Genomic DNA, 26,460 nt, shown 5'->3' on the forward strand with positions numbered 1-26,460 from the left:
CGGGAAGCGGTTCGGGTCAGTAGAGGCGTCCGCCGTTGGGCACCGGTTTGTCGGCGGTCACCAGCACCACCTCGCCCGCATCGTCGGGAAAGCCGAGAACCAGGATCTCCGACATGAACTTGCCGATCTGCTTGGGCGGAAAGTTCACCACCGCCGCCACCTGCTTGCCGACCAGGTCCTCGACCGCATAGTGGACGGTGATCTGGGCCGAGGTCTTCTTCACGCCGAGAGGCGCGCCGAAGTCCACCCAGAGCTTGATCGCCGGGCGCCGCGCCTCGGGAAAGGGCTGCGCATCCACAATGGTGCCGACGCGCACGTCGACCTGGAGAAAGTCGTCGAAAGTGATGGGGGCGGTCTCGGTCATGATCGGCTCGGGAGTTCGCGGGGAGCAGTCGGCGGGGCGGCGCGGGCGACGCTATCACCGGCGCCGGGCGCCGGGCAAGAGATCAGCCCCGGATGGCTTGCCGGCAGCCGGCTCGGCGAGGGTGCGTGGCCAACGCGCACGATCAGATCTCGAGTCCGCGCTCCCAGGGTGGCTGTGGCTGCCACTGCGCGAGCAGAAAGTCGATGAAGCTGCGGACCTTCGGCACACCACGTCGGTTTTCCAGATAGACGGCATGAATGCCAGTCTCCATGGCGCCCGGATTGGCCTGCCATTCGGTCAGGACGGGGACCAGCCTGCCCGCAGCCACCTCCGCGCCGACCAGCCAGGTCGGCATCATGACAAACCCAAGGCCGGAGAGCGCGAGTTGGACCAGGGTCTCTGAACTGTTGGCCCGCACCCGGGCCTCCAGCTCGACCGCTTCGGGCCCGGCGTCCCCTCGGGGCCCCCCTCCGGCACCCTCCTGGAAGCGCCAGATGTCGCGGCCCGGCCCGTAGGCGAAGGTCAGACAGCTGTGGTCGGCCAGGTCACGGGGCGTCTCCGGGCGCCCGGCCCGCTGCAGATAGGCAGGGCTGGCGCAGACGAGGCGCCGGTGACCGGCCAGTCTGCGCGCAATGAGACCGCCGTCCTCCAGCCCGCCCAGGCGAATGGCAACATCGATATTCAGGGCCACCAGATCGGTCAGGGCGTCGGTGAACAGAAGGTCCAGCCGCACTCCGGGACAGGCCTCGAGATAGGCGCTCAGGACCGGCGTCAGATGCAGGCGCCCGAAAGCCAGCGGCGCGCTGACCCGCAAAACCCCATGCGGCTGGTCGCCGCCGGCGACCGAGCGGTCGGCCTCTTCCAGGTCCCCCAGCAGGCGCACGGCCTTCTCGTGGTAGCCCCGCCCGGCATCGGTCAGGGTCACCTTGCGGGTCGAGCGGTTCAGCAGCCGGACCGACAGCTTGGCTTCCAGGGCGTCGACCTGGCGGGTCACCGAAGAGGTGGCGAGCCCCATGCGCCGCGCGGCCGGGGCGAAACCGCCGGCCTCGACGACAGAAACGAAGGCTTTCATAGAGGCGAGTTGATCCAACGGATCCTGGCTTTGCATAGAACGCAACGATACTTCCCGTATTCTCGGTATTATAATTATCGATGACAAGGGCGATCTTCCGGGGCAGTCAAAGGCCCACAGCAAGGAGACCGCTCCATGCCCATAACCCCCAAACGCCTTTCGACGCCGCCATCCACGGCCTCGAAACGCCGCGCCCTCATCGCCGGCGGTTCCCTGGCGGGACTCTTCGCCGGCACCCTGCTGCGGCAACAGGGTTGGAGCGTCGACATCTTCGAGCGTTCATCCCGGAGCCTGGAGAGCCAGGGCGCCGGCCTGGTCGAGCAGGCCGATCTGGTGCGTGCCCTGCGTGCGCTCGGGATCGCGCCGGTCGAGCCTCTTGGCGTGACCGCTTTCGAGCGGGTGACCCTGGACCGGCAGGGCCGCTTCATCGACCGGGATCGCAGCCACCAGACCCAGCATGCCTGGGACCGGATCTACCGGGCCCTGCGGGAGCGCTTTCCCGAGGCGCACTATCATCTAGGCCACGCGGTGACCGGGCTGGCCCAGAACCATAAGGACGTGCGGCTGGACTTCGCGGACGGCAGCAGCGCGGAGGGCGACCTGCTGATCGGCGCTGACGGCACACTCTCCGCAGTGCGGGACGCCGTCGCGCCCGGGGTGGCGCCCCGCTATGCCGGCTACGTCGCCTGGCGCGGCCTGATTCCCGAATCCGCGCTGGGGGCGGAGGCCCATCGTGACCTCGCCGGACGCTTTGCGTTCTATCGCCTGGACGGCTCGCACATCCTGGGCTACCTGGTGCCCGGCGCCGACGGAGCCACGGAACCCGGCGCCCGGCGCTACAACTGGGTCTGGTACCGGCAGGCCCCGGCCGGTGCGCCGCTGGACCGGCTGCTGACGGACCGCAACGGTCACCGCCACAGGATTTCCATGACTCCGGACAGGCTGGACCTGGCGGTCGCCGCAGAGATGCGGGCCGCCGCGGCCAGCCTTCTGCCGCCGGCCTTTGCCGAGGCGGTAGCCGCAACGCCGGAGCCCTTCATCCAGGCCATCCACGACCTCGAGGCGCCGCGCCTGCTCTATGGGCGGGTCGCCCTGATCGGCGATGCAGCCGCTGTGGTCAGGCCTCATACGGCACGCGGCATCGACAAGGCGGCGGGAGACGCGTTTGCTCTGGCGCAGGCGCTGGCCGCCCGGCCGGCACCGCTGCCCGAAGCCCTTCAGGATTGGGAGATTGCGCGGCTCACAGAAGCCCAGGCCATCGTCCGGCATGGCCGGCGCCTCGGCGCTCCCCTGGAGCCGGAACGCAGCAGCCAGCAGGCTTAAGCCCGGCCGGAAGCCCCGCTGGCCCAGCAAAGCAAAAGGGCCGTCCGGAGACGGCCCTTCTTGGAGGCTTTCGGAAAAAGCGTCCGCGAGACTTACTTCTTCTTCGCGGTCTTCTTCACTTCGCTGGTGAACTCACCGAAGCTCTCGCTGACGCGGGAGGTCAGCAGCTCGGCGGCTTCGCCGTTGGACTTGGTCGCCATCTCGGTCAGCTCACGCAGGTTGGCGAGAGAGGCTTCGTAAGCCTGCTTCATCAGCTCGGCCTGCTTGGCCAGCTTGTCCTGCGGGGTGCCGGCGGCGTTCAGCTCGCTGAAAGCCTTGGAGGCTTCCTCGATGGACTGGCGCAGGATCTCGGCCTGACGGCGGACCACCGCCTGGGCGCCTTCCAGGGCAACCTTGTTGGCAGAGGCCACGGCTTCGATGTTGCGCTTCTGCGCCTGCACCAGAGCCTGGGCGTCGACACCGGGGACCTTGAACTGCTCCGGAACGGCGGTGAAATCGATCTTCTCCCACTGCTCCGCAAGCTTGCTGGGATCCATCAGGGACGCAAAGTCGAACTTGGCGAACTCACCGTTCAGAAAAGGGTTACCAGAAACAGCCATCACTCGAACTCCTCGATTTGTGCGGGGACTGCCCGCCTCAATGTTGCACCGCACAATACCTGTGGTGACGCTGATATAAGAGGCTGCAACCGGAGGGTCAAGCGATTTTTTTGCACTGCACAAAAATCGCGTAAAATCGGCAGAAATCCTAGCCTCTGCGCTGCTAGCAGGCGCAGCGAAAGCAGGCGCGGAGGCGTTCCGGCGGGGCGGGCGGGAACGGCCGAGGGCCCTGGCAGGTATCCGCTCTATTTGCAGGAGTTGGAGCGGCTCAGGGCTGGCTGGATCGCTCTTGGCGATTCCATCAGGCCCTGATCCGCTCTAGGCGGCCTGGCCCGCACCCCGCCCGGCCATGCGCCCGCCCATGCGGCTGGCCAGATCGTCGATACGGCGCAGTTGCTTGTCGAGGGCCGCCATGGTCTTGGCCATGTCCTCGCTTTCGTCGCGCAGCCAGACCCTGAGGGTGGCCAGATAGACGGCCGAGATGCCCTCGATCCGAATCATCCCCCGCAGGCCGCTGGTGGAGAAGCCCGCGACCTCCAGCATGGCGGCCATGGACCGCTTGAAGCGGGAAAGCCCGCAGAAGAGCGACAGGGGGTCACGCATCTGGTCCTGCAGGATGGCGCCGATCGCCTCGCGTTGCGGCTGCATCGCCTCGAAGCGGCGCATCAGCACATCGAACAGGCGGTCGCGCGCCGGCGCCTCGCTGCGCTCCGGGTCTTCCTCGGCCATCACGGTCGCATCGACCTGGTCGGCGAAGCCCCGAATGATCGCCTGTTTCGAGGGAAACAAGGGATAGAGGGTGGACAGCGGCACCTTGGCCGCCTCGGCGATCTCCGCCAGAGACAGATCGCGCCAGCCGCGTTCCGCCGCCAGCGCAAAAGCGGTGTCGATGATGTGTTTGGGGATGTCGGCTTTCTTGACCATGATTTCCGCTCCTCTGGCGTCTCAACCCCTTGGGACTCCTGAATCCACGCTGGCATCTTAGGCATTGAGACCTGCCGCGGGAAGCCCGGGTCCAGATACCTTGGCCCGGATGCCGTGCTGCGGCCACCTGCCGCAGAATCGCATTGGCTTACCCGCCTCTCCTGTCCTTCACGCCTGCCTGATGTCGGCGACGGTCCCGTCGGTGATGCGGCGGAGCGCTTCGGGGGTCAGCGCGAAGACGGCGTTGGGGGTGCCGGCCGCGGCCCAGATCTCCTCCAGGGCCATGAGGTCGCGGTCGATCAGCGTGGCCGGCTTGCGCCGGTGCCCGACCGGCGGGACGCCGCCGATGGCAAAGCCCGTGACCTCGCGCACGAAATCCGGCTTGGCGCGCACGATGGCTTCGCCCAAAAGGCGGCCGACGGCGCGCTCGTCGACCCGGTTGGCCCCGCTCGCCAGAACCAGCACGGGCGTGTTGCTTTGCTCCGCGCGAAAGATCAGCGACTTGGCAATCTGCGCCACCGAACAGCCGATGGCGGCAGCGGCATCTTCGGCGCTGCGCGTCGAGGCCGGGAACTCCCGCACCCGAACGTCCAGACCAAAGGCTTCGAGCGCGGTCAGAACGCGTCGGGCGCTTTCCTTCAATTCCCCCTCAGCCATGTCGCCACATCCCTTGTTTTCCCCCTGGCCAAAACCGCTCCCTGGCCCGAACCGCCCACTGGCCCGAACCGCCCACTGGCCCGAACCGCCCCGGACTACGCCCGAGGATCGCGCCGCGCGTGTTTGCCCCGGGGGCGGCCCTCGTGTTACTAAAAAGTGTCATCTCCTTGTCAGCCTAGGTCTGCAAGAGCGTTCAGGCCAGAGCCCCGTTTCCCCGCGTCATGGGAACCGGCGGCGCTCATGGTCATCACACTACGCAGATGCTCCGGCTGGCGGGAGGGAGACGTCTTCGCAGGGGGAATCGAAGAAAAGCAGCGCCATGGCCACTCAGACGACCGCGGCCGCCTACTTCCAGGGCGGTGAGATCAACCATGTTTATTCCGTCGTCATCCCGACCATACTGGCAGTGACACCCTTCGCCAGTCTGGCGATCGGCGAGCGGTTTTCCTTCTTCCAGACCTGGATGGTGACCGAGCGCGGCATGATCGAGCATGCGACCGTCCTCGTTGCCATCGTCGGGTTTTTTCTGGCGCTGCAGAACTTCCGCCTGCGCGCAGCCTGCCCGAAACCCTGGTTCGGCCCCTACGCGATCCTGTTCGCCCTGGGCTTTGTCTATATCGTCGGCGAGGAGATGAGCTGGGGCCAGCATCTTGTCGGCTGGGAGTCATCGGAATGGTTCATCCAGGCCAACCGGCAGCAGGAGACCAACTTCCACAACCTGCACCAGTCCATCGACCGTCTGCCGAAATCCATCCTCGGCGCCGCGGTGGTGATTTCCGGCGTGCTGGTCCCGCTGATCCCGGGCCTGCGGCGCCTGCAGACCGCCAGTTTCAACGGTCACTGGCCGTGGCTTTGGCCGACCCCCGCCGTCCGCACCACGGCGGTTCTGTTTTTTCTCGTCTGGATCTTCGACCGCGGACTGGTACTGACCGACCTGAACGAGGGCGAAGGCTACAACCTTCGCTTCACCGAGCTGCGCGAACTGCTGACGGTCTACTTCCTGGCCCTTTACACCGGCTGCCTTTACCACCGACTGAAAGACCGGGAAAACGCCGCCTGAAGCAGACCCGCCGGAGTGCTGGACCGCCTCCGGCAAGGCCGTCACCTCCCGTTCCGCTCTAGGCGGTCGCCGCCGCCCGGCCAGCGCGCCGGCGCCAGCGTGCCGCAAGGGCATAGACGCCGAAAGCCGCGGCAGTTCCCAGCTCAAGGGCCGTGATCCAGTGGCCGCCAAAGGCCGGGTCCCAGTGACTGACAGGTCCGGTGAGGCGCAGGCTGCGATCGAGCGGCCACAGCAGCAGGGGGCCGTCGGTGACGTGGCTGACGATGTCCGCCAGCGCATGGGTGGCGGCGCCGGCGAGAAAGGCCAGGCAGATCCGCCGGCAGACCGGCGCCCGGCACAACAGCAGGCATGCCAGGAGCGTCAGGCCGAAAAGGCTGAGCGGCGCGTGCAGCAGGTTGTGCAGCGCGATCATGACCGAGTCCGAGAAGTAGAGCGCATCCATCCCGGCTTTGACCTGGCCCTGTGCGTAGCCGCCGTTCTGCCAGGTCACCCGCGCGGCGATCACCGACCAGACGGCGACGACCGGAATGTCCGGCACCACCGCCCCGATCACGCAGGCCCGACGCAGGGCGCCGCCCCAGCCGAAAGCGGCGGCACAGCCCTGTCCGATCAGGAAGTGGGTCGGGGTTTTCAAGGCGCAGGCTTCCTTTCCCCCGGCCGTGAGAAGCCGGGAAGCGGGGTTTGCGGAGACTGCGGCGGTGAACAGCGGTCTAGAGCACGACGCCCCGTTGGTCGCGGAACGCCGAGTGATGGCCGAAATCGGGCGAGCGGCTCCAGGCCAGCATCAGATAGGTCGCAGCGCCGGGGGAAAGGTTCATCCCGAGAAGGTTCCCGACGCGGTGCAACAGGCGAAAGTCGAGCTGGGACCGCCCCGTGGCATAGCTGCGGCGGCGGACCTGCAAGCCCTCCCGCACGCCCGGATCGTCGATGCGGATATGGTCGGGCACCAGGGCACGGCGCAGTTCCACGCGCGTCGGTGGCCGGGAAAGCTGCGCCATGACGAAGCAGGTGCCTTTGAGACTGTCGGTATCGTTGAAACCGACGGCCATCCAGCCGGCGGTCGCCGCGCTCACCTCCCCCAGCAAGGCCTCGCTGTCGTGGCGCCAGCGGAACAGCATGCCGCCACGGAAGAGACTGCGCCATTCGCCCCGCTGGCGTGCCAGCGTCAGGGACTCAGCCATGGCGGAGCCTGTCAGACCCGGGGCCGCCGCCGCAGCGGCGGCTCCGGCAAGAAAGCGGCGTCGGTCGAACCATGGCATCGTCAGCCCTTGCGCTTTTAGTCAAGATGCTTGACCATATCCTTCGACACTCATGTAGTCAAGTATCTTGACTAAAAGCAGAGGACGCCGACTTGAGCGAAGCGGACGACACGGGGCTGAAGCCCGATCACATCGGCTGGCCGCTGTGGCAGGCGGCCTTTCTGTGGAAGGAGGCCTTCATCACCGCCATGCAGGCGGCGGGGCACGGATGGTATGGCCGCGCCCAGAGCAACATCACGGCCTTCCTCAGTCCCGAGGGCACGCGTCAGCGCGACCTCGTGGAACGCTCCGGCCTCACCAAGCAGGCCGTGCAGCAGTTGGTGGACGATCTGGAAGCCGCCGGGGTCGTCGTCCGCCGACCGGACCCGGCAGACCGCAGGGCCAAGGTCATCCACTACACGGCCAAGGGCAAGGCCGCCCTCAGGGACGGCGCGCGGATCAAGCGGCAGATCGAGGCGCGCATGGCCGAGGGGCTGGGTGAGGACGGCATGGCGCAGCTCCGTGTCCTGCTGGAGCGGGTCATCGACAGAGGCTTCGACCGCGACGCGACTTAAGCAGGGTTGCGGGCGATCCTGCGATTGTGGAGTACCCCTGCAGCCAGCGCCGCAGCGCCGAGAACCGGCTGCGCCAGATCGGCCGGCATTCCCAGCTCCCAGGCCGTGGCGCCGGCAATCACCGTCCAGACCAGCGGCAGAACCATGAGGTGCAGCGGGCAGCGCCCGGCGCTCAGCAGCAGGACACCGAGGGTGAAGACCGCCGTGGGGCCCGGCGCCAGGCCGACGATCCGTGCCGTCTCCAAGCTTTCACCCAGCAGGGCCTGCAGAAGCGGCAGCAGCAGCGCCGCGGCCAGGAGCGCGAAGCCGAGGCCTGCCGCCGCACCGCGGCCCACCGCGAAGGCCGTACCGCCGCGCAGCACCAGGCTCCAGGCCAGCAGCGCGGCCTGCGCCAGGAACAGCGCGCCGAAGGCCGGCGCGGTGAAGCTGAGCTGGGCGAAGTAATGGAGGTGGAAGATCAGGCCGCAGGCGAGCCAGCCGGCCGTCAGGATCGCCCCGATGGCGCGGCCTGCAGGACGTCGGCCGGAGGCGGCAAGACCGAGCACAGCGAGGGCCGCCGCCAGAAAGGCGATCTGCCAGGGCCAGAGCGCAAGGTTGATCTGGGCGAAGAGCGCCGCCAGCACCTCCGCGTCGAAGGCCAGCACCGGCGCGCGGCCCTAGAGCGCTTCGATGTCAGCCGCCATGCGGGTGCGCAGCGCGGCGTCCGGCAGGCGGCCGTGCAGCGCCCCCATGTTCTCCGCCATGTGGTCGACCCGCGACGTCGCGGGGATCGCACAGGTGACCGCCGGGTGGGAGACGATGAACTTCAGGAAGACCTGGGCCCAGTTGGCGCAGTCGATCTCCGCCGCCCAGCCCGGCAGCGGCTTGGCGGCATAGCGGTCGAAGAGGGCGCCGCGGCGGAAGGGCCGGTTGACGATGACCGCCAGGCCGCGCTCGGCGGATAGCGGCAGCAGGCGCTGCTCGGCCTCCCGGTCCACCACGTTGTAGGTGAACTGGACGAAGTCGATGTCCTCCGCGCGCATGATCGCCTCGAAGTCGCCGTGGCGGCGGCCGTGGGAGGTGGTGATGCCGATGTAGCGCACCCGTCCCTCGGCCTTCATGGCGCGCAGGGTCTCCAGGTGGTCCTCCCAGGCAAGCAGGTTGTGGATCTGCAGCAGGTCGAACCGCTCGACGCCCCAGAGGCGGCGCGATTCCGCCATCTGCTCGACTCCGTCCGACTGGCCCCAGGTCCAGACCTTGGTCGCGGAGAACAGCCCGGACGGCTGGCCGGTGCGTTCGAGGCCGTGGCCGATCACCGCCTCGGCGGAGCCGTACATCGGCGAGGAGTCGATCATGCCGCCGCCGGCATCGAAGAAAGCCTGCAGCACCTCGCTGCGCGCATCGCGCAGGCCCTGGTCGCTACCGACGTTGAAAGTGATCCAGGTGCCCATGCCGATGACGGGCAGAGGCTCGCCGCTGGCCGGGATGGGCCGGGTCGCAATCCCGTTGGCGCGCGCTGCCGGAGAACGCACAAGAGAACTGGCAAACGGCAGGGCCGCCAGGCCGCCCAGCACCGCACGCCGGGTTGTCACCAGAGGTTTCTTCATAAGTCATACATGGCGCCGCAGCACCGGAATTCAAAGCGTGGCCCTATTTGAGATCGATGCGCTTGACCGCGCCCCCTTCATCCACCACCACCTTCCCGGGAATTCCATGGAACCTCACCCAAATCTCACCCTCGGGAACATTGAGGAAGCTCCAGCCCTCCGAAGTGTGGTGTTCGCAACTGACAGCATCCAGAATCTCATTGAGCTTGAGACCCGGATAACGTCCCCTTTGGTCAGTCTTCCTAGCGAAGAACCGCAGGGTCGCGTGGCTGTCGATGCTTCGGCGGGTGCGCCTTGCCCATTCTCTGTAGTAGTCGGCAAAGTCGCTCTGTTTGAGGAAGCCCTCCTCGGTTTCGTGCCACACCGTACCTGGCTGCGGGCCATTCATTTCGAGCAAAGCTTCGCAACCGCAGCCGAGATCGCTGATATATGCAAGACCTGGGAACCCCAACTCAGCGTTATACGTCGGCAGCTCGCGGTGATCTTCGGGCAACGACTCGGTGTGCGGAAACGGTGCCGAAAAATCGCGATCGCGCACATACCTGTTGAAATCCTCTACTCCGTAGTTCGGTCCGGCCCCCCCGGCTCCGAACACTTGCAGATACGTCCTGTAGGACGGCGGCAGAGCGACCCTGGATTTGCGCTCGAAATCAAGCAGCGTTTGGTCCGGGACGACAGGGAGAGTCCTGTAGTCATGGCCACCGAGAGGGCGTCCTAGAATCCAGGCGAAACGACGCCGCCGCGCACCAAAGACGATACGGTTGCGGTCTTCCTTCCGGAAACACCGAACCTGTTCCTTCATCTCCCGCCAAAACGCTCGACAGCCAGCTTCGTCCATTCCCAGGCACTTCTTATGCGCGAATTGGAATGGCGAACATACACCAAAATTGGTCAGAAGACTGCCGCCGGGGTAACTGGACCTGTCTAGCCCAGCTCCCGGCTGCGCGCCGTGGCGGCGGCGATGGCCTTGGTGAGCAACGGCTGCAGGCCGTCTTCAGCCATCAGCACCCTGAGCGCCTCCTGGGTGGTGCCGCCGGGCGAGGTGACGTTCTGGCGCAGGGTGGCGGCGGGCTCGGTGGACTGGTCGACCAGGGCGCCGGCGCCGGCCACGGTCACGCGGGCGAGCTGCATGGCGAGGTCGGCGGGCAGGCCCGCCTCGACGCCGGCCTCCGCCAGGCATTCGATGAGCAGGAAGACGTAGGCCGGGCCGCCGCCGGAGACCGCGGTCACCGCGTCCATCAGGCCCTCGTCGTCGATCCAGGCAACCGCGCCGACGGCCATCAGCAGGTCCGCGGCCAGGTCGCGCAGGTCCCGGTCGCAGCGGGCATTGGCGCAGAGCACGGTCATGCCCCGGCCGACCGCCGCCGGGGTATTGGGCATGGCGCGGACGATGGGGGTTTCGGCGCCCAGCACCTCTTCAAAGGCGGCGACGCGCCAGCCGGCGGCGATGGACAGCGCCGCTGCCCCCTTGTCCGCGAAAGCGCGGTAGGCCGGCAGAGCATCGGCCAGCATCTGCGGTTTGACGGCGAAGACCATGAGCGCCGGCTGGAGGCCCGCCGGCAGCTCTGCCGGACCGGCGACCAGATGGGCGCCACGCGCCAGATAGGCCTGCAGAGAGTCCTGATGGGGCTCGACGATCCAGACCAGGTCCGGGTCGAGACCCTGGCCCAGCCAGCCTTCCAGAAGGGCGCCGCCCATCTTGCCACAGCCGACCAGCAGCAGCGGACCGGCCAGTTTCATAAGATCGCTCCTGCACCTCGCGTTGGGGGCGGACCGGTGGGCGAACCGGCGACGGACCGGCGCCCGCGTCGTTTAGGCTTCGCCGACGGTCTCCATCAAGGCCGCGTCCAGCGCTTCGTCAACCGTCGAGCCGCCCCAGATCACCATCTGCAGCGCCGGATAGATCCGGTCGCATTCCATCAGCGCCGCCTCGACCAGATCCTCCAACTGCTCCAGGGAGGCGCCGGAAAGGCCGCGCAGGGGAATGGTATGACGGTACATCAGGGCGCCCTCTTCAGCCATAAGGTCGAAGTGGCCGAGCCAGAGCCGCTCGTTGGCGCGGGCCAGAAGGGCGCAGATTTCCTTTTGCTGGGCTCTGGGGACTTTGAGGTCGAAATGGCAGGAGAAGAACATCGAGCTCACCTGGGCCTGCCAGACGGAATACATATGGTACTCGCACCAATGACCGGACATTTCGATCAGAAGCTCGGACTCGCTGTGGCGGTCGCAGGTCCAGTCATTGGCGCTGCCGAGCTCTTCGAGAAGGTCGAGGGGGTTGATCGGCTGGTGGGAATCCTGAACGAGTTCTACCATGTCGACGCAGCCTCTTCGGTTGGCAGTGGCAGGGCTCCAGCGCCTCAATCGCCCCGACATATGGAATACTGCGACGCCGCCGCTACTACATGTAGCGTGCCTCATTCGATTCCGCTGTGCAACAAGGGAATTTCCGCGACGCAGCGCCGCGGCCAAGAAAGCTGTGGACGAGATAAAGAGGTTGGAGTCAGAGCCCGGCGACGGCGCTTCGCACCGCCTCTTCAGTCCGACTCTTTCGGTTCGGACTCTTTCTGGGCAGCGGTCTGGGAGGCAGCCTTCTTGGCCGGCTTCCTCGCCGGCGCCTTGCCGCCTTCCAGGGCCGCGAGGCGCGCTTCCAGCGCCGCCAGCTTTGCGGTCAGCGCCTCCTGCTCCTCGCGCGCGGCAATGGCGACCGCCTTTATGGCGTCGAACTCCTCGCGCGGAACCACATCCATTTGGGAGAGCAGCCGCTCCATCTGTTCGCGCAGGCGCGCCTCGACCTCGCCGCGCATGCCGGCGGCCACACCCATGGCGCTGCTGGCCAGACGGGCGAAGTCGTCGAGGATCTTGTTTTCGCTTTGCATGGCGGCGCCCCCCTATGGTGCAGCGCAAGTCAAGGCTTCCGCGCCACTATGGCCTGCCTTTCCGGCAGCTTCAACCGGACCGGCCCCGCCGCGGCCTTGCGCCGCAGTCGCGGCCTTGCCTTGCGATACCTGAGAGGGTTCACTTTTGCCGCCGGCGAATCGCCGGCCAGGGCTTCAAGGGGGCATGGCAGCATGATCGACCATCGGGGATTGCGGTGCGGGGCGCTGGCCGGCGTGCTTCTGCTCGCCACGGCCTGCGCCGCCGCCGCGGCCGAGCGCGAGCGCCTGCGGGTCGTCGGCTCCGAGGTGGTCTTCCCGCTGGCGGTGGCCGCAGCGGAGGCCTTTCACCTGAGGACCGACCTGCCGACGCCGGTGGTCGAGACCAACGGCACCGCCAGGGGCTTTGCGCTGTTCTGCGCCGGCAAGGGGCCGGAGCATCCCGATATCGCCACCGCCGAGCGGCGCATGACATCGAGCGAGCACCAGCGCTGCCGCAGCAAAGGCATCAGCGTTGCCGAGATCAAGATCGGCCACCGCGCCGTGGTGGTCGCAAAGGCGCGGCGCGGCGCGGCCCTGGCGCTGACGCGCAGGCAGCTGTTCCGGGCGCTGGCGGCGCAGGTGCCGCTGGACGGGGGGCCGTCGGACAATCCCTACCGGCTGTGGAGCGACATCGACTTTGCGCTGCCGGTCACCCCGATCGCGGTCTTCGGCCCGCCGCCGACGAGCGCCCAGCGCGCCAGCTTCGACCGTCTGGTCATGGCTGCGGGCGCCGGGTCGCGCAACCCCGGCGGCCGCCCGCCGCTGCGCGCCGACGGCGTGTTCGCAGAAGTCCCTGCCGACGATCCGCAGACCCTGTCGCAACTGGAGCGCAACCCGGATGCGCTGGGCATCTTCGGCTTCACCTTTGCCTACAGGAACAGCGCGCGCCTGCAGGCCGTCGCCATCGACGGCGTCATCCCAGGCCCCGAGACCATCGCCGATGGCCGCTACGGCCCGGCCGAGCCCGTTTATCTCTACGTGAAACGCGAACATGTCGGCGTGATTCCCGGCCTCGCCGACTACGCTGCCGAAGTCTCCGGCGAGACCGCAGCAGGCGACAACGGTTATCTGCTGCGCCTCGGCCTCGTGCCCCTGCCGCCGGGGGAGCGCGACGCCCAACGCCAGTCCGCAGCCCGCCTTCCGGCCGCCAGGATGTAGCGGCCCGGTTGAGTGTCGGCGACACTCCGGCCGAGACCGGGCTTGCCCCGGCTTTGCTCCGCCACCTATAAGGAGCGGCGCCCGCAGCGGGCCGATCGTTCGATAAAGGGACCTGCCTGCCCATGCTTCTCGTCACCGGCGGCGCCGGCTTCATCGGCTCCAACCTCGTCGCCGCTCTGGCGGAACGGGGCCAGCCGGTGGTGGTCTGCGACCGCCTGGGCCAGGACGACAAGTGGCGCAACCTGGCGCACCACGCGATCGAGGACGTCATCCCGCCGGAGGAGCTGCCGGACTTCCTGCGCTGGGCCGAGGGGCGGCTGAGCGCGGTCTTCCACATGGGCGCCATCTCCGCGACGACCGAGACCGACGGCGATGCCCTGATGGCCAACAACTTCCGGCTCTCCAAGGTGTTCTGGGATCACTGCACGCGCGAGGAGATCCCGCTGATCTACGCCTCCTCGGCGGCGACCTACGGCGACGGCGCGGAAGGCTTCGACGACAGCGCCGAGAGCGCCTATCTGGCGCAGCTCCGGCCGCTGAACGGCTACGGCTGGAGCAAGCACCTCTTCGACCGCTGGGTCCAGCGCCGCCTGGCCGACGACGCCCCGGCCCCGCCGCAGTGGGCGGGCCTGAAGTTCTTCAACGTCTACGGCCCCAACGAGTATCACAAGGGCGGCCAGGCCAGCGTCGCCTGGCACCTCTTCAGCCAGCTCAGCCGCGGCGAGCCGGCCCGCCTCTTCCAGTCGCACAACCCGGACTATCCCGACGGCGGCCAGCTGCGCGACTTCATCTGGGTCGGCGATTGTGTATCGGTGATGCTCTGGCTGCTGGACAGCCCCGGCGTCAGCGGCCTCTTCAATGTCGGCACCGGCAAGGCACGCAGCTTTGCCGATCTCGCACGCGCCGTCTTCTCCGCCATGGAGCGGCCCGAGAACATCCGCTACGTGCCAACGCCCGAGGAGATCCGCGAAAAGTATCAGTACTTCACCGAAGCGCAGATGGCGCGCCTGCGCGCCGCCGGCTACGACAGGCCCTTCACCGAACTGGAGGACGGGGTGGCGCGCTACGTGAAGGACTATCTCCAGAAGCCCGATCCCTATCTCTGAGGCTCCATGGCCGAAACCCTGACCCCGACTTTTCTGGTTCTGCAGCACCCGAACTTCGATCCGGTCGCCTTCAGCATCTGGATCTTCGATGTGCGCTGGTACGCGATGGCCTACATCGCCGGCCTCATCCTCGCCTGGGTCTACTGCCGCTGGATGACCAAGCTGCCGCCCAACCGCCTGAAGCCGGTCGACTTCGACGACTTCCTTCTGTGGGCGACACTGGGCGTGGTGCTGGGCGGGCGGCTCGGCTACGTGCTGTTTTACAAGCCCGGCCACTATCTGCAGAACCCGCTGGAGATCCTCATCATATGGCAGGGCGGCATGAGCTTTCACGGCGGCATGCTGGGGGTTCTGGCGGCGATCCTGCTGTTCACGCGCAGCCGCGGCGTCAGCTATTTCACCCTCTCCGACATCGTCGGCGCCGCCACGCCCATCGGCCTGTTCCTCGGGCGCATCGCCAACTTCATCAACGGGGAACTCTTCGGGCGTGCCGCCGATCCCGAGACCGTGCCCTGGGCCATGATCTTCCCCCATCCCGAGGCCGGGCCCATCGCGCGCCATCCGAGCCAGATCTACGAGGCGCTGCTGGAGGGCCTGCTGCTCTTCATCGTGCTCTACCTGATGGTGCGCCGCGGCGCGCTGCAGCGTACGGGGCTGATCTCCGGCGTCTTCATGATGGGCTACGCCGTGACCCGCAGCGTGGCGGAGATCTACCGCGAGCCCGATGCCTTCCTGGGCTTCATCGTCCAGGGCATCACCATGGGACAGGTGCTGTCGCTGCCCATGTTCCTGGTCGGCCTGATCGTCACGGTCTGGGCGCTGCGGCGCCGCGCCTGATCCGCCATCCTGCGATGTCTCTCCTGGACGAACTGCTGACGCGGATCGAGCGCCAGGGCCCCCTCAGCCTGGCCGACTATATGGCGCTCTGCCTGACCCATCCGCGCTACGGATACTATATGTCCGGCGACCCCTTCGGCGCGCCGCGCGCCGAAGGCGGCGACTTCGTCACGGCGCCGGAGATCAGCCAGATGTTCGGGGAACTGATCGGCCTGTGGTGCGCCGACACCTGGCAGCGCCTGGGCAGCCCCGACCCCTGCCTGCTGGTGGAACTGGGACCGGGACGCGGCAGCTTGATGGCCGACGCGCTGCGGGCCGCACGCGCCCTGCCCGGGTTTTCGGAAGCGCTGCAGGTCCATCTGGTGGAGGTCAGTCCGGCGCTGCGGCGGCGCCAGAAAGAGGCGCTGACCGGCCATCGGGTCACCTGGATCGACTCCCTGGCGGAACTGCCCGACGGGCCACTGCTGCTGATCGCCAACGAGTTCTTCGACGCCCTCCCGGTGCGCCAGTTCGAGCAGACCGCCGGCGGCTGGGCGGAGCGGGTCGTGGTGGCGGACGGCGAGGGCGGCCTGGCCATGGCCCTGGCCCCGCCCAGCCCGCTCAACGCGGCGCTGATCCCGCCGGGCCTGCGCGGGGCGGCGGGCGGCAGCCTCGTCGAGCTCTGCCCCCAGGGCCTCAATCTCGCGGCCTACCTGGGCGAGCGGCTGGCACAGCAGGGCGGCGCGGCGCTGATCGTCGACTACGGCCCCGCCGCCTCCACCGCGGGCGCCACGCTGCAGGCCCTGCGCCGGCACCGCCGCGCCGATGTGCTGGCCGACCCGGGCAGCGCCGACCTGACCGCCCATGTCGACTTCGAAAGCCTCGCCGAGGCCGCCGCGGCCAAGGGGGCGGCGGCCTTCGGCCCCGTGGAACAGGGCGTCTTCCTGGAGGCGCTGGGGCTGGATGCCCGCGCCGCGGCCCTGGCCGCCACCGCGCCGGCCAAGGCCCGGGAGATCGAGGCCGCACGACACAGGCTGGCGGCGCCCGGTCAGATGGGCAGCCTGTTCAAGGCCCTGGCCCTGGCCGCGCCCGCCCTGGGCACGCCCGCGGGCTTTCCTGATGCGGGCGCGGGCAGGGCGTGAGCCCCCTATCGCCGGGCGCGAGACGAGGCTAGAGTTCCCGCCATGTTGACGGTTGCAGCACTCAACGACACCGCCACGGTGCGCCACGGCTTTTTCTCGCGCAACGGCGGGGTGAGCGAGGGCCTTTTCGCCAGCCTGAACTGCGGCTACGGATCCGGCGACGCAGCGGAACACGTGACGGAGAACCGCCGCCGCGCCATGGCGCGGATCGACCTGGAGGACGCCCGCCTGGTGACCGCCTATCAGGTCCACTCCCCCGACGTGGTTGAGGTGCGGGAGCCCTGGCGGCGCGAGGACGCCCCCAGGGCCGACGCCATGGTGACCCGCCAACGCGGTGTGGCGCTGGGCATCCTCACCGCCGACTGCGTGCCGGTGCTGCTGGCCGATCCTGAGGCCGGGGTGATCGGCGCCGCCCACGCCGGCTGGAAGGGCGCGCTGACCGGCGTGCTGGAGGCGACCGTCGCCGCCATGGCGGCGCTGGGCGCGCGACCCGCCGCGGTCCTGGCAGGCATCGGCCCGGCGATCTCCCAGCGCTCCTACGAAGTCGGCCCCGAATTCCCCAGACCCTTTCTGGAGCAGGACAGCCGCAACGCCGATTTCTTCTGTCCCGGCCAGCGCAGCGGACACTTCCACTTCGACCTCAAGGGCTATGTGGCCCGCCGTCTTGCCGGGGCGGGCCTGACGGCCATCCAGACCCTGCCCTGCGATACCTGCGCCGAAGACGGCCGCTTCTTCAGCTATCGCCGCGCCTGCCTGCGCAAGGAGCCGGACTACGGCCGCGGCCTCTCCGCCATCTATCTGGAATCCTGATCCCGCGAAGCCCCTTCCCGAAAGCTCCATTCCCCGAAAGCCCATCCCCCGAAAGTCGAGAGCGATGCCCCTGCACTTCTCCGAGGAGGAGCTGGCCGAGCGCCGGGCCAGAACCTGCCGCCTGCTGGCCGACAACGGCCTGGACGGCCTGCTGATGTTCCGCCAGGAATCCATGTATTACCTGACCGGTTACGACACCTTCGGCTACTGCTTCGCCCAGTGTCTCTACCTGGGCGCCGACGGGCGCAACGTCCTGCTGACCCGCGCGCCGGACCTGCGCCAGGCGCAGCACACCTCCACCATCGAGGACATCCGCGTCTGGGTCGACCATCCGGAGGCCGCGCCCTTCCGGGAGCTGCGCGCGATCCTGGAGGAGGCCGGCTGCGCCGGCCGGCGCCTGGGTGTGGAGTACGAGGCCTACGGCCTGACCGCCGCCAACGGCAAGCGCCTGGACGCCGCGCTGGACGGCTTCTGCAGCCTCACCGACGCCTCGGACCTGGTGACCCGGCTGCGGGCGGTGAAAAGCCCCCAGGAAATCGCCTATGCCCGCAGGGCCGCGGAACTGGCCGATGCCGCCTGGCAGGCGGCCCTGGACACCGCCGGCCCCGGCGCCTTCGAAGGCGATATCCTGGCCGCCATGCACGGGGCCATCTTTTCAGGCGGCGGCGACGACCCGGGCAACGAGTTCATCATCGGCTCCGGCCCCCAGGCGCTGCTCTGCCGCTACCACACGGGGCGCCGCCACCTCGACCCGCAAGACCAGCTGACCCTGGAATGGGCCGGCACCTACCGCCACTACCACGCCGCCATGATGCGCACCCTGCCCATCGGCGAACCGCTGCCCCTGCACCGGGAAATGCATGCCGTCGCCCGCGACGCGCTGCTGGCGGTGGAAGAGCGCCTCAAGCCCGGCAACACCTTCGGCGAGGCCTTCGACGCCCACGGCGCAGTGATGGACGCGGCGGGCTACGCCGCCCACCGCCTGAACGCCTGCGGCTATTCGCTGGGAACCACCTTCGCGCCGACCTGGATGGACTGGCCCATGCTCTACCACGGCAACCCGGCGGTTTTCGTTCCGGGCATGGTGGTGTTCTGCCATATGATCATCTTCAACTCCGAGGCCGGGGTTGCCATGACCCTGGGCCGCACAAATCTTGTGACAGAGGGCGGCGCGGAGCCGCTCTCCAAGTCCGGCCTGGACCTGGAGCACCGCTAGGGTGCAGCCCCGCCAGGCGCCGGGTTTCGGCGGCAGAGAACCGAGCAAGGACGCCCCTATGCCCCATATGACCATCTTCGTGATGTTCCTGGTGCTGGGTCTGCTGGCCAGCTGCTTCTTCATGTGAGCGCGGCGCGGCGCCCGGATCTGGGACTGGGCCTGGGCCTGGGTCCGGGCGTGGGCCCGGGCCTGGATCCGGGCCTGCGCCGGGCTGGCTGAAGCGCCCCGGTTCCGGGGCTTCCCCGGCGTTCCCCGGCGCCCCTGCAGCTCTGTCACAATTTGTCCATCCAAGGACGTTTACAGGCCCCAGGTGCATTGATATGGTCCCGCCGCCCGGGCCGGAGAGACCGATCGGGACAAGGGGGAAAGCCAGGGGAAATCTCCGGATGAGCCTTCTTGCCGGCGTCCTCTCTTCCCTGCCCGCAGATCCGCGCAGTGCCAAGGCCCAGCTAGGGGTGTAGCGATGAAAATTCTGACCGGGAACAGCAATCGGCCCCTGGCCGAGGCGATTTCCGCTTTCCTGAATCTCGAGCTGACCAAGGCGAGCGTGCGCCGCTTCTCGGACATGGAGATCTTCGTCGAGATCCACGAGAACGTGCGCGGCCAGGATGTCTTCATCATCCAGTCCACCTCCTACCCGGCCAACGACAACCTGATGGAACTGCTGGTGGCCATGGACGCGCTGAAGCGCGCCTCGGCGCGGCGCATCACGGCGGTTCTGCCCTACTTCGGCTATGCCCGCCAGGACCGCAAGACCGGCAGCCGCACCCCCATCTCGGCCAAACTGGTGGCCAACCTCATCACCTCCGCCGGGGCCGACCGGGTCCTGACGCTGGAGCTTCACGCGGGCCAGATTCAGGGCTTTTTCGACATTCCCACCGACAACCTCTTCTCGACCCCGGTGTTCACCAAGGACATCCTGGAGCGCAACGGGAAGGGCAATCTGACCATCGTCTCCCCCGATGTCGGCGGCGTGGTGCGGGCCCGGGCCATCGCCAAACCGCTTGACGCCGACCTTGCAATCATCGATAAGCGCCGCGAACGTGCCGGGGTTTCCGAGGTGATGAACATCATCGGCGACGTGAAGGGCCGGCGCTGCATCCTGTTGGACGATATCGTCGATTCGGCCGGGACCCTCTGCAACGCCGCGGTGGCGCTGAAGGCAGCCGGGGCCACCGCCGTTTCGGCCTATGTCACCCACGGGGTGCTGTCGGGCGGCGCGGTCGCGCGGGTCAGTTCCTCGCCGCTGGAGGAGCTGGTCATGACCGACAGCATTCAGGCGACCGAGGCCGTGCGGGTGGCCCAGAACATCCGCCAGATCTCCATCGCCCCGCTGATCGGCGATGCGATGCAGCGGATCAGCGACGAGCGCTCGGTCTCGAGCCTCTTCGATGTGCCGGCAATGTAGCGCCCGGCAGAACAGGATTTAAGTCATCCGACGCCGGCACCCCTGGAGGCCGGGTCGGACAAGCGGGCAGAGCCTTCTTCGTCTCTGCCCTTCGTGCCTCCCGCGGGAGGCTTTGTGTAAGGAGAGACAGCAATGTCTGAGATTGTCGAGCTTCCCGCCAGCGCGCGGGAACGGGCCGGGAAGGGGCCAGCCCGGGCAGCACGTCGCGCCGGCCAGGTGCCGGGCGTGATCTATGGTGCCAAAAAAGACCCCATCATGATTGCCCTGGAACACCGGCAGCTGAACAAGCTGCTGCACAGCGGCGGCTTCTTTTCGACCCTGTTCAACATCAAGGTGGGCAGCGCGTCCGAGCGCGTGCTGCCGCGTGACGTGCAGTTCGACCCGGTGACCGACCAGCCGGTCCACGTCGACTTCCTGCGCGTCTCCGCCGCCACGACGGTGACCGTCCAGGTGCCCGTCACCTTCCTGAACGAAGACCAGTCCCCCGGTCTGGTCGGCGGCGGCGTGCTGAACGTGGTGCGCTACGAGGTCGAGCTGACCTGCCGCGCCGACGCCATTCCCCAGCAGATCGAGATCGATCTCGCGGGCCTGCAGATCGGCGATGGCGTGCACATCTCCATGGTCAGTCTGCCGGACGGCGTCGAGCCGACCATCACCGACCGCGACTTCACCATCGCCACCATCGCCGCGCCGACCGTGGTGAAGGACGAAGCCGCCGAAGCGGCTGCCGAGGCGGAAGGCGAAGCCGCCGGCGAGGCCGAGGCGCCGGCAGAAGCCACGGGCGAGGGCGAGGGCGGCGAAAGCTAAGCCTGCTCCCGGCGGCTCCGAAGCCATCGGGGCCGCCGCCCAAGGCCACGGGAGGCCCGCATGCTGCTGCTTGTCGGGCTCGGCAATCCGGGCCCCCGCTATGCGCAGAACCGGCACAACATCGGATTTATGGCGGTGGACGAGATCGTCCGCCGCTACGGCTTTTCGCCCTGGCGCAAGCGCTTCCAGGCGGAGACCGCCGAAGGCCGGATGGCCGGCGACAAGGTGCTGGCGATGAAGCCGCAGACCTACATGAACGAGTCCGGCCGCGCGGTCGGCGAAGCCCTGCGTTTCTTCAAGCTGGAGCCGGAAGACGTCATCGTGCTCTATGACGAGATCGACCTGGCGCCCGGCAAGCTGAGGGTCAAATGCGGCGGCGGCAGCGGCGGCCACAACGGCATCCGCAGCCTGGAATCCCACATCGGCAAGGAGTTCTGGCGCGTGCGCCTGGGCGTCGGTCATCCCGGCGACAAGGAGCGGGTGCATGGCCATGTCCTCAGCGACTTCGCCAAGGCGGACCAGCCCTGGCTGGAAAAACTGCTGGACGCCGTGGCGGCGGAGATGCCGACGCTCGCCCGCGGCGATGCGCCCCACTTCATGACCAAGGTGGCCGAGGCCATCAACCCGCGGCCCCCTAAAAAAGAGCGCCCACCCAAAGAAGAGCGCCCGCCCAAAGAAGAGCACACGGCAGCGCCGCGCCGTGACCCCGCCGAGCCCCAAGGCCAGAACCCAGACAAGAACCCAGATACGGGCCCAGACACGGGCCGAGACACGGGCCCAGACACGGGCGACAAAACCCCTTCCACAGAGACCGGCTGACCCATGGGATTCAATTGCGGTATCGTCGGCCTGCCCAACGTCGGCAAGTCGACCCTCTTCAACGCGCTGACCGAGACCGCTGCCGCCGAGGCCGCGAACTATCCCTTCTGCACCATCGAGCCCAACGTCGGGCGCGTGCCGGTGCCGGACCCCCGCCTCGACCGCCTGGCGGAGATCGGCAAGTCGGCCAAGGTCATTCCCACCTACCTGGAGTTCGTCGACATCGCCGGCCTGGTGCGCGGTGCCTCCAAGGGCGAAGGCCTGGGCAATCAGTTTCTCGCCAACATCCGCGAGGTCGACGCCATCGTCCATGTGCTGCGCTGCTTCGAAGGCGAGGTCACCCATGTCGACGGCTCGGTCGACCCGATCCGCGACGCCGAGACGGTGGAGACCGAGTTGCTGCTGGCCGATCTGGAGTCGGCCGAAAAGCAGCGCGACGCCGCCGTAAAGCGGGCCCGTGGCAACGACAAGGAAGCCAAAGAGCGCCTGGCCGTGCTGGAGCCGGTCATCGCCGCCCTGCAGGACGGCAAGCCGGCCCGCAGCGTCGCCATCACCGACGACCAGCAGCCGGCCTTCCGCCAGCTGCAGCTGCTCACCGCAAAGCCGGTGCTCTATGCGGCCAACGTGGAAGAGGAAAACGCCGCCACCGGCAACGCCCACTCCAACCGCGTGGCCGAGCGCGCGGCGGCGGAGGGCGGTGCCTGCGTCGTGGTCTCCGCCGCCATCGAGGCGGAGGTGGCGGCCCTGGAAGACCCGGAGGAGAAGCGCGAGTTCCTGGAGAGCCTCGGCCTGGAGGAAACCGGCCTGGCCCGCATCATCCGCGCCGGCTATGAATTGCTCGACCTCGTCACCTTCTTCACCGTCGGCCCGAAGGAAGCGCGCGCCTGGACCGTCAAGCGCCACAGCCGCGCGCCACAGGCCGCGGGCGTCATCCATACCGACTTCGAGCGCGGCTTCATCCGCGCCGAGACCATCGCCTACGACGACTTCATCGCCTGTAACGGCGAGCAGGGCGCCAAGGAAGCCGGCAAGATGCGCGCCGAGGGCAAGGACTACGTCGCCGCCGACGGCGACGTCTTTCACTTCCGCTTCAACGTGTGAACGCCCGATAGGGGATCTGCGACAAAGGTCCGACGCAGGCAGCGATCCTTAAGCCCGTCGAAGGAGCAGAGCGTTGGCGATCTACCAGACGAAGCCGCCGGGCCGGACAAGCCATCTGCAGATGCTGACCCGCTACAAGGCCTGGGCCAACGACCTCATCTTCGGGGCGGTGTCCGCCCTGCCGGCGGCGGAGGTCACCAAAGAACGGCAGACCCTCTTCAAGACCATGCTCATGACGCTCAACCACGTCTATGTGGTCGACGACATCTTCAAGGCGCATCTGGAGGGCCACAAGCACGGCTACACGGCGAGAAACACCGAGACCGCGCCGGCCCTCGCGGACCTCCGGGAGGCCACGCAGCAGATGGACCGCTGGTACATCGACCTCTCCGATGCCATCGGCGAAGATGCGCTTTCAGAAACCGTTGCCTTCACTTTCGTCGACGGCGGCGAGGGCGCCATGACGCGGCAGGAAATCCTGCTGCATGTCGTCAACCACGGGACCTATCACCGCGGCTTCGTCAGCGACATGATGTATCAGGTGCCGGCCAAGCCGCCGGCCAACGACCTTCCCGTCTTTCTAAGGGATGTCTGGAACAGGACCTGACCGGCTTGCAGCGTTGCCGGTGGCCACAATGGGAGAGAGACATGGGTGAACAGGTTTCATTGACCGCTGCCGACGGCCACGAACTGGCCGCCTACGTCGCCCGGCCCGAGGGCTCGGCGAAGGGCGGCCTCGTCATCTTGCAGGAGATCTTCGGGGTCAACGCCCATATCCGCGCCGTGGCCGAAGGCTTCGCAGCCGAGGGTTACATGGCTGTGGCCCCTGCCCTCTTCGACCGCGTCCGCCCGGGCATCGAACTGGGCTACGAGGCCGACGACGTCGCCGAAGGCCGGGCGTTGCGCCCGCAGGTGTCCTGGGAAGCGACGATGCATGACGTCGCGGCCGCGATGGGTCTTGCGGCAGAAGCGGGCAAGGCCGGCATCATCGGATATTGCTGGGGCGGCTCCGTCGCCTGGCTGGCCGCCTGCCGCCTCTCGCCCGCAGCCGCCGTCTGCTACTACGGCGGCCACATCCATGAGTTCCGGGACGAGAAACCCGCCTGCCCGGTGATGTTCCACTTCGGCGAGGAGGACGCGGGGATTCCGCTGGGCCAGGCCCGCGCGGTCCGCGACGCCCATCCGAACTGCCCCTTCTTCACCTACCCCGCCGGCCACGGCTTCAACTGCGACCTGCGCGGTTCCTACCACGCCGAGAGCGCCGCCCTGGCGCGGCAGCGCAGTCTGGAATTCCTGGCGCCGTTATTGGGCTAGCTGCCGCTGTCCTTCAGCCGGGCAACTTCCGCTTCCAACTCCGCGATGCGCTGGCGCAGCTTGTCGACGGCCAGCGCGATCAGGTCCTCGGAGTAGCGCGGCGTGATGTGCTGCGGACAGTTGATGTCCCAGGCGGCGATCTCGAAGAGGATCACCCGCTCCGGCCGGCCTGCGGCGCCCGGGTCGGCCAGACGGCCGAGCAGGTCCGGATCGTCTTCGATCACGCGGGCGCGGCCCCAGAGCTTCACGCGCTGGCGGCCGGCATAGTCCATCAGGAAGATGTGCGCCTGCTCGTTTTCCGAGAGGTTGCCCAGGGTGATGTACTGCTTGTTGCCGCCGAAGTCGGCGAAGCCCAGGGTCCTGTCGTCGATCACCTTCAGGAAGCCCTTGGGTCCGCCGCGGTGCTGGATGTAGGGCTGGCCGGCGGCGCTGGCGGTGGCGAAATAGAAGGAATCCCGCTCGGCGATAAAGGCGGTGAGGTCCGGCATGACCCGGTCGCGCCAGTCCTGCTTCTCCGCCATGCGGGCATAGCCGGCGCGGGAGCCGCGGCGCGCCTGCTCCGCCTTGACGGCATCGCTGAAAGCAACGTCGCTGACCCGCTTCATGATCCGCCCCGCTTCATGATCCGCCCCGTTTCATGGATCGCCCTTCTTCATGGACCGCCCTTCTTCATGGACCGCCCCGGCGGCGCGCAGCCCGTGCGGTGGCGAGGCGCTCCAGGCAGTCCGGCGGCGCGCTCATATTGCCGTAGAGTTCATAGCCCTGAAGCAGGCAGACCAGGGCATCCACGTCGCTCTCTTGGCTTCGTTTTGGGGTCAGGTCTTGCATTTTTTCTTCTCCTTGAGGCCGGAGCCGGCCGCAGGCGCTGGAGGCGAAGCCTGCGGCCGGGATCCCGACCCGGCGGCCGGCCTCAGGCGGCGGCGCTGGCGGCCTCGGTCGATACCTTGGGGAAATCGATCTCGGTCTCCGCCACATGGTTCACGTAGTTGGTCAGCAGGTTCAAGGCCACGGTGACCACGATCTCGACAGCTGCGGCGTCATCATGACCCGCCTGCTTGAGGGCGGCCAGATCCTCGTCGCCGACCAACCCGCGCTTGCGGGTCACCGCCGCGGCGAAGTCCAGGGCCGCAGCCAGCTTGGCATCGCCCGAGCGGCCGGCCAGGTTTTCGGCCAGTTCCTCGCTGCCAATGCCGAGGCTGCCGCCGATGGCGGTGTGGGCGGAAGCGCAGTAGTCGCAGCCGTTCACGCCGGCCACGGTCAGCGCGATGGACTCCCGGGTCTTGGCGTCCAGACCGGCCCCGCCCAACGCCTGGCTGAAGCCAAGATAGGCCTCCAGAGCCGCCGGCGACGCCCCGAGGGTGCGCAGCAGATTGGGCACCACGCCCAATTTCTTTTCGACGGCCTCGAAGAGGGTCTTGGTCTTGCCCTCGGCGGCGGCGGGATCAACAGGTGCTATGCGTGCCATGGTCCTTGCTCCTTTCGGCCCGGCTCGGCGGCCCCGGACGGGGGGCCGGACCGGGCGTTCGGTGGTGCCGCCGCGCGGGCCTTGCGCCGGCGGGGCGGCTGTCATCACGGGTGTTTCGTTTCGAGACCGCCGCGAAACGCTGCGGTCCTTCACAAATAGACAGACCTGTCTGTATATCAAGATGGCGAATCTTCACAGACGCGTGAGAAATACCGGGCCTCAACAAGAGGAATTTACTCTTAATTGCCAACCGATCTGCCTTGACCCGCTGCGCGCACCCACAATATCCAGACAGACCTGTCTAACCGTATCGGGTATCCTGATGGCCACCAGCAGACGCGAGCATCTGATCGACACCGCGACCCGGCTGTTTTCCCAGCACGGCTTTCGCGCCACCGGGATCGACACCATCCTGGCCGCGGCCGGGGTCGCCAAGATGACGCTCTACAACCACTTCAAGTCCAAGGACGAGCTGATCCTGGCCTCCCTGAGGCGCGCCGACGAGCAGACAAGGGCGCAGCTCGCCCGGGAAATCGCGGCGCATCGCGGCACCGCCCGCGAACGCCTGCTGGCGGTTTTCGAGGATCTGGCCCGCTGGGTTGAGGAACCGGCCTTCAACGGCTGCCTTTTCACCAAGGCGGCCGCCGACTACCCCGATGCCCGCGACCCCATCCACGCCCTGGCGGCCGAACACAAGCGGCTGCTGCGCGCCTTCCTGGAAGGTCTTGCGCGGGAAACAGGCGCGGCGGACCCCGCGGCCCTGGCCTGGCAACTGCAGCTGCTGTTCGACGGCGCGACGGTCCAGGCACAGGTCTGCGGCGACAGCGGCGCGGCCACCCAGGCGCTGAAGGCGGCGGAAACGCTGATCGACGCGGCCGTGCCCTCTGCCGCCGTTGTTTGAAAAGCGGGATCTGAAGAACGGGTCTGCCGCGCGCGTGGTGCGGGTCCCGGCAGAGCCGACGCTGCGGACCGTGGCCGGAGGCGC

33 protein-coding genes are annotated in these 26,460 nt (G+C 67.9%); 17 read left to right on the forward strand and 16 right to left on the reverse strand.

The features are described from left to right. Positions 1–16 precede the first annotated feature (16 nt). Positions 17–364 carry a tRNA-binding protein gene (locus ACO06P_RS09950; protein ID WP_420345088.1) on the reverse strand — a complete coding sequence of 116 codons (348 nt, stop codon included), beginning with the start codon at positions 362–364 and terminating at the stop codon, positions 17–19. A gap of 142 nt (positions 365–506) precedes the next feature. Further along, positions 507–1,436 (reverse strand): LysR family transcriptional regulator, encoded by a 930-nt coding sequence (locus tag ACO06P_RS09955; protein ID WP_420345089.1) that lies wholly within the window; start codon positions 1,434–1,436, stop codon positions 507–509. A gap of 135 nt (positions 1,437–1,571) precedes the next feature. On the opposite strand from ACO06P_RS09955, the gene ACO06P_RS09960 reads away from it, so the two are divergent. Next, the gene (locus ACO06P_RS09960) at positions 1,572–2,759 is read left to right on the forward strand and encodes an FAD-dependent monooxygenase (RefSeq protein ID WP_420345090.1); all 1,188 of its coding nucleotides are present in this window, start codon (positions 1,572–1,574) and stop codon (positions 2,757–2,759) included. A 92-nt stretch (positions 2,760–2,851) separates the two neighbouring features. On the opposite strand, the gene ACO06P_RS09965 is transcribed toward ACO06P_RS09960, so the two are convergent. From ACO06P_RS09965 to ACO06P_RS09975, 3 genes are all read right to left on the reverse strand, one after another. Further along, a complete protein-coding gene (locus tag ACO06P_RS09965; RefSeq protein WP_299397695.1) occupies positions 2,852–3,358 on the reverse strand; it encodes a phasin family protein in 507 nt (168 codons plus the stop codon). A gap of 318 nt (positions 3,359–3,676) precedes the next feature. After that, on the reverse strand, positions 3,677–4,282 hold the full coding sequence (locus ACO06P_RS09970; RefSeq protein WP_420345091.1) for a TetR family transcriptional regulator: 606 nt from the start codon (positions 4,280–4,282) through the stop codon (positions 3,677–3,679). Positions 4,283–4,450: 168 nt separating this feature from the next. Further along, the gene (locus ACO06P_RS09975) at positions 4,451–4,939 is read right to left on the reverse strand and encodes a YbaK/EbsC family protein (protein ID WP_420345092.1); all 489 of its coding nucleotides are present in this window, start codon (positions 4,937–4,939) and stop codon (positions 4,451–4,453) included. Positions 4,940–5,258: 319 nt separating this feature from the next. Between ACO06P_RS09975 and ACO06P_RS09980 the strand changes: the two genes are divergently transcribed. Next, complete coding sequence (locus ACO06P_RS09980) at positions 5,259–5,999, forward strand: hypothetical protein (RefSeq protein ID WP_420345093.1); 741 nt, start codon at positions 5,259–5,261, stop codon at positions 5,997–5,999. 58 nt (positions 6,000–6,057) lie between these two features. On the opposite strand, the gene ACO06P_RS09985 is transcribed toward ACO06P_RS09980, so the two are convergent. Both ACO06P_RS09985 and ACO06P_RS09990 read right to left on the reverse strand, forming a co-directional pair. Then, positions 6,058–6,633 (reverse strand): metal-dependent hydrolase, encoded by a 576-nt coding sequence (locus tag ACO06P_RS09985; RefSeq protein WP_420345094.1) that lies wholly within the window; start codon positions 6,631–6,633, stop codon positions 6,058–6,060. Positions 6,634–6,709: 76 nt separating this feature from the next. Next, positions 6,710–7,180 (reverse strand): hypothetical protein, encoded by a 471-nt coding sequence (locus tag ACO06P_RS09990; protein ID WP_420345095.1) that lies wholly within the window; start codon positions 7,178–7,180, stop codon positions 6,710–6,712. Positions 7,181–7,350: 170 nt separating this feature from the next. Here ACO06P_RS09990 and ACO06P_RS09995 point away from each other — a divergent pair, with 170 nt between their 5' ends. Next, positions 7,351–7,812 carry a MarR family winged helix-turn-helix transcriptional regulator gene (locus tag ACO06P_RS09995; protein WP_420345096.1) on the forward strand — a complete coding sequence of 154 codons (462 nt, stop codon included), beginning with the start codon at positions 7,351–7,353 and terminating at the stop codon, positions 7,810–7,812. Here the strand turns inward: ACO06P_RS09995 and ACO06P_RS10000 are convergent. The 6 genes from ACO06P_RS10000 to ACO06P_RS10025 form a co-directional block, all read right to left on the reverse strand. Continuing rightward, the gene (locus tag ACO06P_RS10000) at positions 7,809–8,456 is read right to left on the reverse strand and encodes a DUF6064 family protein (RefSeq protein ID WP_420345097.1); all 648 of its coding nucleotides are present in this window, start codon (positions 8,454–8,456) and stop codon (positions 7,809–7,811) included. The genes ACO06P_RS09995 and ACO06P_RS10000 overlap by 4 nt on opposite strands. Before the next feature lie 12 nt (positions 8,457–8,468). Continuing rightward, on the reverse strand, positions 8,469–9,383 hold the full coding sequence (locus tag ACO06P_RS10005) for an aldo/keto reductase (protein ID WP_420345098.1): 915 nt from the start codon (positions 9,381–9,383) through the stop codon (positions 8,469–8,471). Between the two features lie 58 nt (positions 9,384–9,441). Continuing rightward, on the reverse strand, positions 9,442–10,236 hold the full coding sequence (locus ACO06P_RS10010) for an SMI1/KNR4 family protein (RefSeq protein WP_420345099.1): 795 nt from the start codon (positions 10,234–10,236) through the stop codon (positions 9,442–9,444). Positions 10,237–10,322: 86 nt separating this feature from the next. Continuing rightward, positions 10,323–11,138: a pyrroline-5-carboxylate reductase gene (gene proC, locus ACO06P_RS10015; RefSeq protein ID WP_420345100.1), complete on the reverse strand. Its 816-nt coding sequence runs from the start codon at positions 11,136–11,138 to the stop codon at positions 10,323–10,325. 72 nt (positions 11,139–11,210) lie between these two features. Further along, complete coding sequence (locus ACO06P_RS10020) at positions 11,211–11,711, reverse strand: YbjN domain-containing protein (RefSeq protein WP_421935179.1); 501 nt, start codon at positions 11,709–11,711, stop codon at positions 11,211–11,213. A 221-nt stretch (positions 11,712–11,932) separates the two neighbouring features. After that, on the reverse strand, positions 11,933–12,274 hold the full coding sequence (locus ACO06P_RS10025) for an accessory factor UbiK family protein (RefSeq protein WP_420345101.1): 342 nt from the start codon (positions 12,272–12,274) through the stop codon (positions 11,933–11,935). A gap of 192 nt (positions 12,275–12,466) precedes the next feature. On the opposite strand from ACO06P_RS10025, the gene ACO06P_RS10030 reads away from it, so the two are divergent. The 13 genes from ACO06P_RS10030 to ACO06P_RS10090 all read left to right on the forward strand — a co-directional run bounded on the left by ACO06P_RS10030 (position 12,467) and on the right by ACO06P_RS10090 (position 24,010). Then, the gene (locus ACO06P_RS10030; RefSeq protein WP_420345102.1) at positions 12,467–13,471 is read left to right on the forward strand and encodes a substrate-binding domain-containing protein; all 1,005 of its coding nucleotides are present in this window, start codon (positions 12,467–12,469) and stop codon (positions 13,469–13,471) included. Between the two features lie 122 nt (positions 13,472–13,593). Further along, positions 13,594–14,577, forward strand: a complete 984-nt coding sequence (gene rfaD, locus ACO06P_RS10035) for an ADP-glyceromanno-heptose 6-epimerase (RefSeq protein ID WP_420345103.1) — start codon at positions 13,594–13,596, stop codon at positions 14,575–14,577. 6 nt (positions 14,578–14,583) lie between these two features. Continuing rightward, a complete protein-coding gene (gene lgt, locus ACO06P_RS10040; protein WP_420345104.1) occupies positions 14,584–15,414 on the forward strand; it encodes a prolipoprotein diacylglyceryl transferase in 831 nt (276 codons plus the stop codon). A 14-nt stretch (positions 15,415–15,428) separates the two neighbouring features. Continuing rightward, on the forward strand, positions 15,429–16,535 hold the full coding sequence (locus tag ACO06P_RS10045) for a class I SAM-dependent methyltransferase (protein ID WP_420345105.1): 1,107 nt from the start codon (positions 15,429–15,431) through the stop codon (positions 16,533–16,535). Between the two features lie 42 nt (positions 16,536–16,577). Next, entirely contained in the window at positions 16,578–17,345 is a 768-nt protein-coding gene (gene pgeF, locus ACO06P_RS10050) for a peptidoglycan editing factor PgeF (protein ID WP_421935180.1), read from the forward strand. 64 nt (positions 17,346–17,409) lie between these two features. Beyond that, entirely contained in the window at positions 17,410–18,561 is a 1,152-nt protein-coding gene (locus tag ACO06P_RS10055) for a M24 family metallopeptidase (RefSeq protein WP_420345108.1), read from the forward strand. A 1-nt stretch (position 18,562) separates the two neighbouring features. Next, positions 18,563–18,688 carry a hypothetical protein gene (locus ACO06P_RS10060; protein ID WP_420345109.1) on the forward strand — a complete coding sequence of 42 codons (126 nt, stop codon included), beginning with the start codon at positions 18,563–18,565 and terminating at the stop codon, positions 18,686–18,688. A gap of 336 nt (positions 18,689–19,024) precedes the next feature. Beyond that, positions 19,025–19,969 carry a ribose-phosphate pyrophosphokinase gene (locus ACO06P_RS10065; RefSeq protein ID WP_420345110.1) on the forward strand — a complete coding sequence of 315 codons (945 nt, stop codon included), beginning with the start codon at positions 19,025–19,027 and terminating at the stop codon, positions 19,967–19,969. A gap of 132 nt (positions 19,970–20,101) precedes the next feature. After that, positions 20,102–20,776 (forward strand): 50S ribosomal protein L25/general stress protein Ctc, encoded by a 675-nt coding sequence (locus tag ACO06P_RS10070; protein ID WP_420345111.1) that lies wholly within the window; start codon positions 20,102–20,104, stop codon positions 20,774–20,776. Between the two features lie 60 nt (positions 20,777–20,836). Continuing rightward, positions 20,837–21,595, forward strand: a complete 759-nt coding sequence (gene pth / locus ACO06P_RS10075) for an aminoacyl-tRNA hydrolase (RefSeq protein ID WP_420345112.1) — start codon at positions 20,837–20,839, stop codon at positions 21,593–21,595. Positions 21,596–21,598: 3 nt separating this feature from the next. Further along, positions 21,599–22,696, forward strand: a complete 1,098-nt coding sequence (ychF, locus tag ACO06P_RS10080; RefSeq protein WP_420345113.1) for a redox-regulated ATPase YchF — start codon at positions 21,599–21,601, stop codon at positions 22,694–22,696. A gap of 73 nt (positions 22,697–22,769) precedes the next feature. After that, on the forward strand, positions 22,770–23,303 hold the full coding sequence (locus ACO06P_RS10085) for a DinB family protein (RefSeq protein ID WP_420345114.1): 534 nt from the start codon (positions 22,770–22,772) through the stop codon (positions 23,301–23,303). A 41-nt stretch (positions 23,304–23,344) separates the two neighbouring features. Next, positions 23,345–24,010, forward strand: coding sequence for a dienelactone hydrolase family protein (locus ACO06P_RS10090; protein WP_420345115.1), 666 nt, complete (start codon positions 23,345–23,347; stop codon positions 24,008–24,010). On the opposite strand, the gene ACO06P_RS10095 is transcribed toward ACO06P_RS10090, so the two are convergent. From ACO06P_RS10095 to ACO06P_RS10105, 3 genes are all read right to left on the reverse strand, one after another. Beyond that, positions 24,007–24,615 (reverse strand): DUF1192 family protein, encoded by a 609-nt coding sequence (locus tag ACO06P_RS10095; protein WP_420345116.1) that lies wholly within the window; start codon positions 24,613–24,615, stop codon positions 24,007–24,009. The two genes, ACO06P_RS10090 and ACO06P_RS10095, sit on opposite strands and share 4 nt — an antisense overlap. A 64-nt stretch (positions 24,616–24,679) precedes the next feature. Next, on the reverse strand, positions 24,680–24,838 hold the full coding sequence (locus ACO06P_RS10100; protein WP_420345117.1) for a hypothetical protein: 159 nt from the start codon (positions 24,836–24,838) through the stop codon (positions 24,680–24,682). Positions 24,839–24,920: 82 nt separating this feature from the next. Beyond that, positions 24,921–25,475: a carboxymuconolactone decarboxylase family protein gene (locus ACO06P_RS10105; protein ID WP_420345118.1), complete on the reverse strand. Its 555-nt coding sequence runs from the start codon at positions 25,473–25,475 to the stop codon at positions 24,921–24,923. A 322-nt stretch (positions 25,476–25,797) separates the two neighbouring features. Between ACO06P_RS10105 and ACO06P_RS10110 the strand changes: the two genes are divergently transcribed. Continuing rightward, entirely contained in the window at positions 25,798–26,376 is a 579-nt protein-coding gene (locus ACO06P_RS10110; RefSeq protein WP_420345119.1) for a TetR/AcrR family transcriptional regulator, read from the forward strand. Positions 26,377–26,460 lie beyond the last annotated feature (84 nt).

Source organism: Pelagibius sp., assembly GCF_965227505.1.
Taxonomy (GTDB): Bacteria; Pseudomonadota; Alphaproteobacteria; order Kiloniellales; family Kiloniellaceae; genus Pelagibius.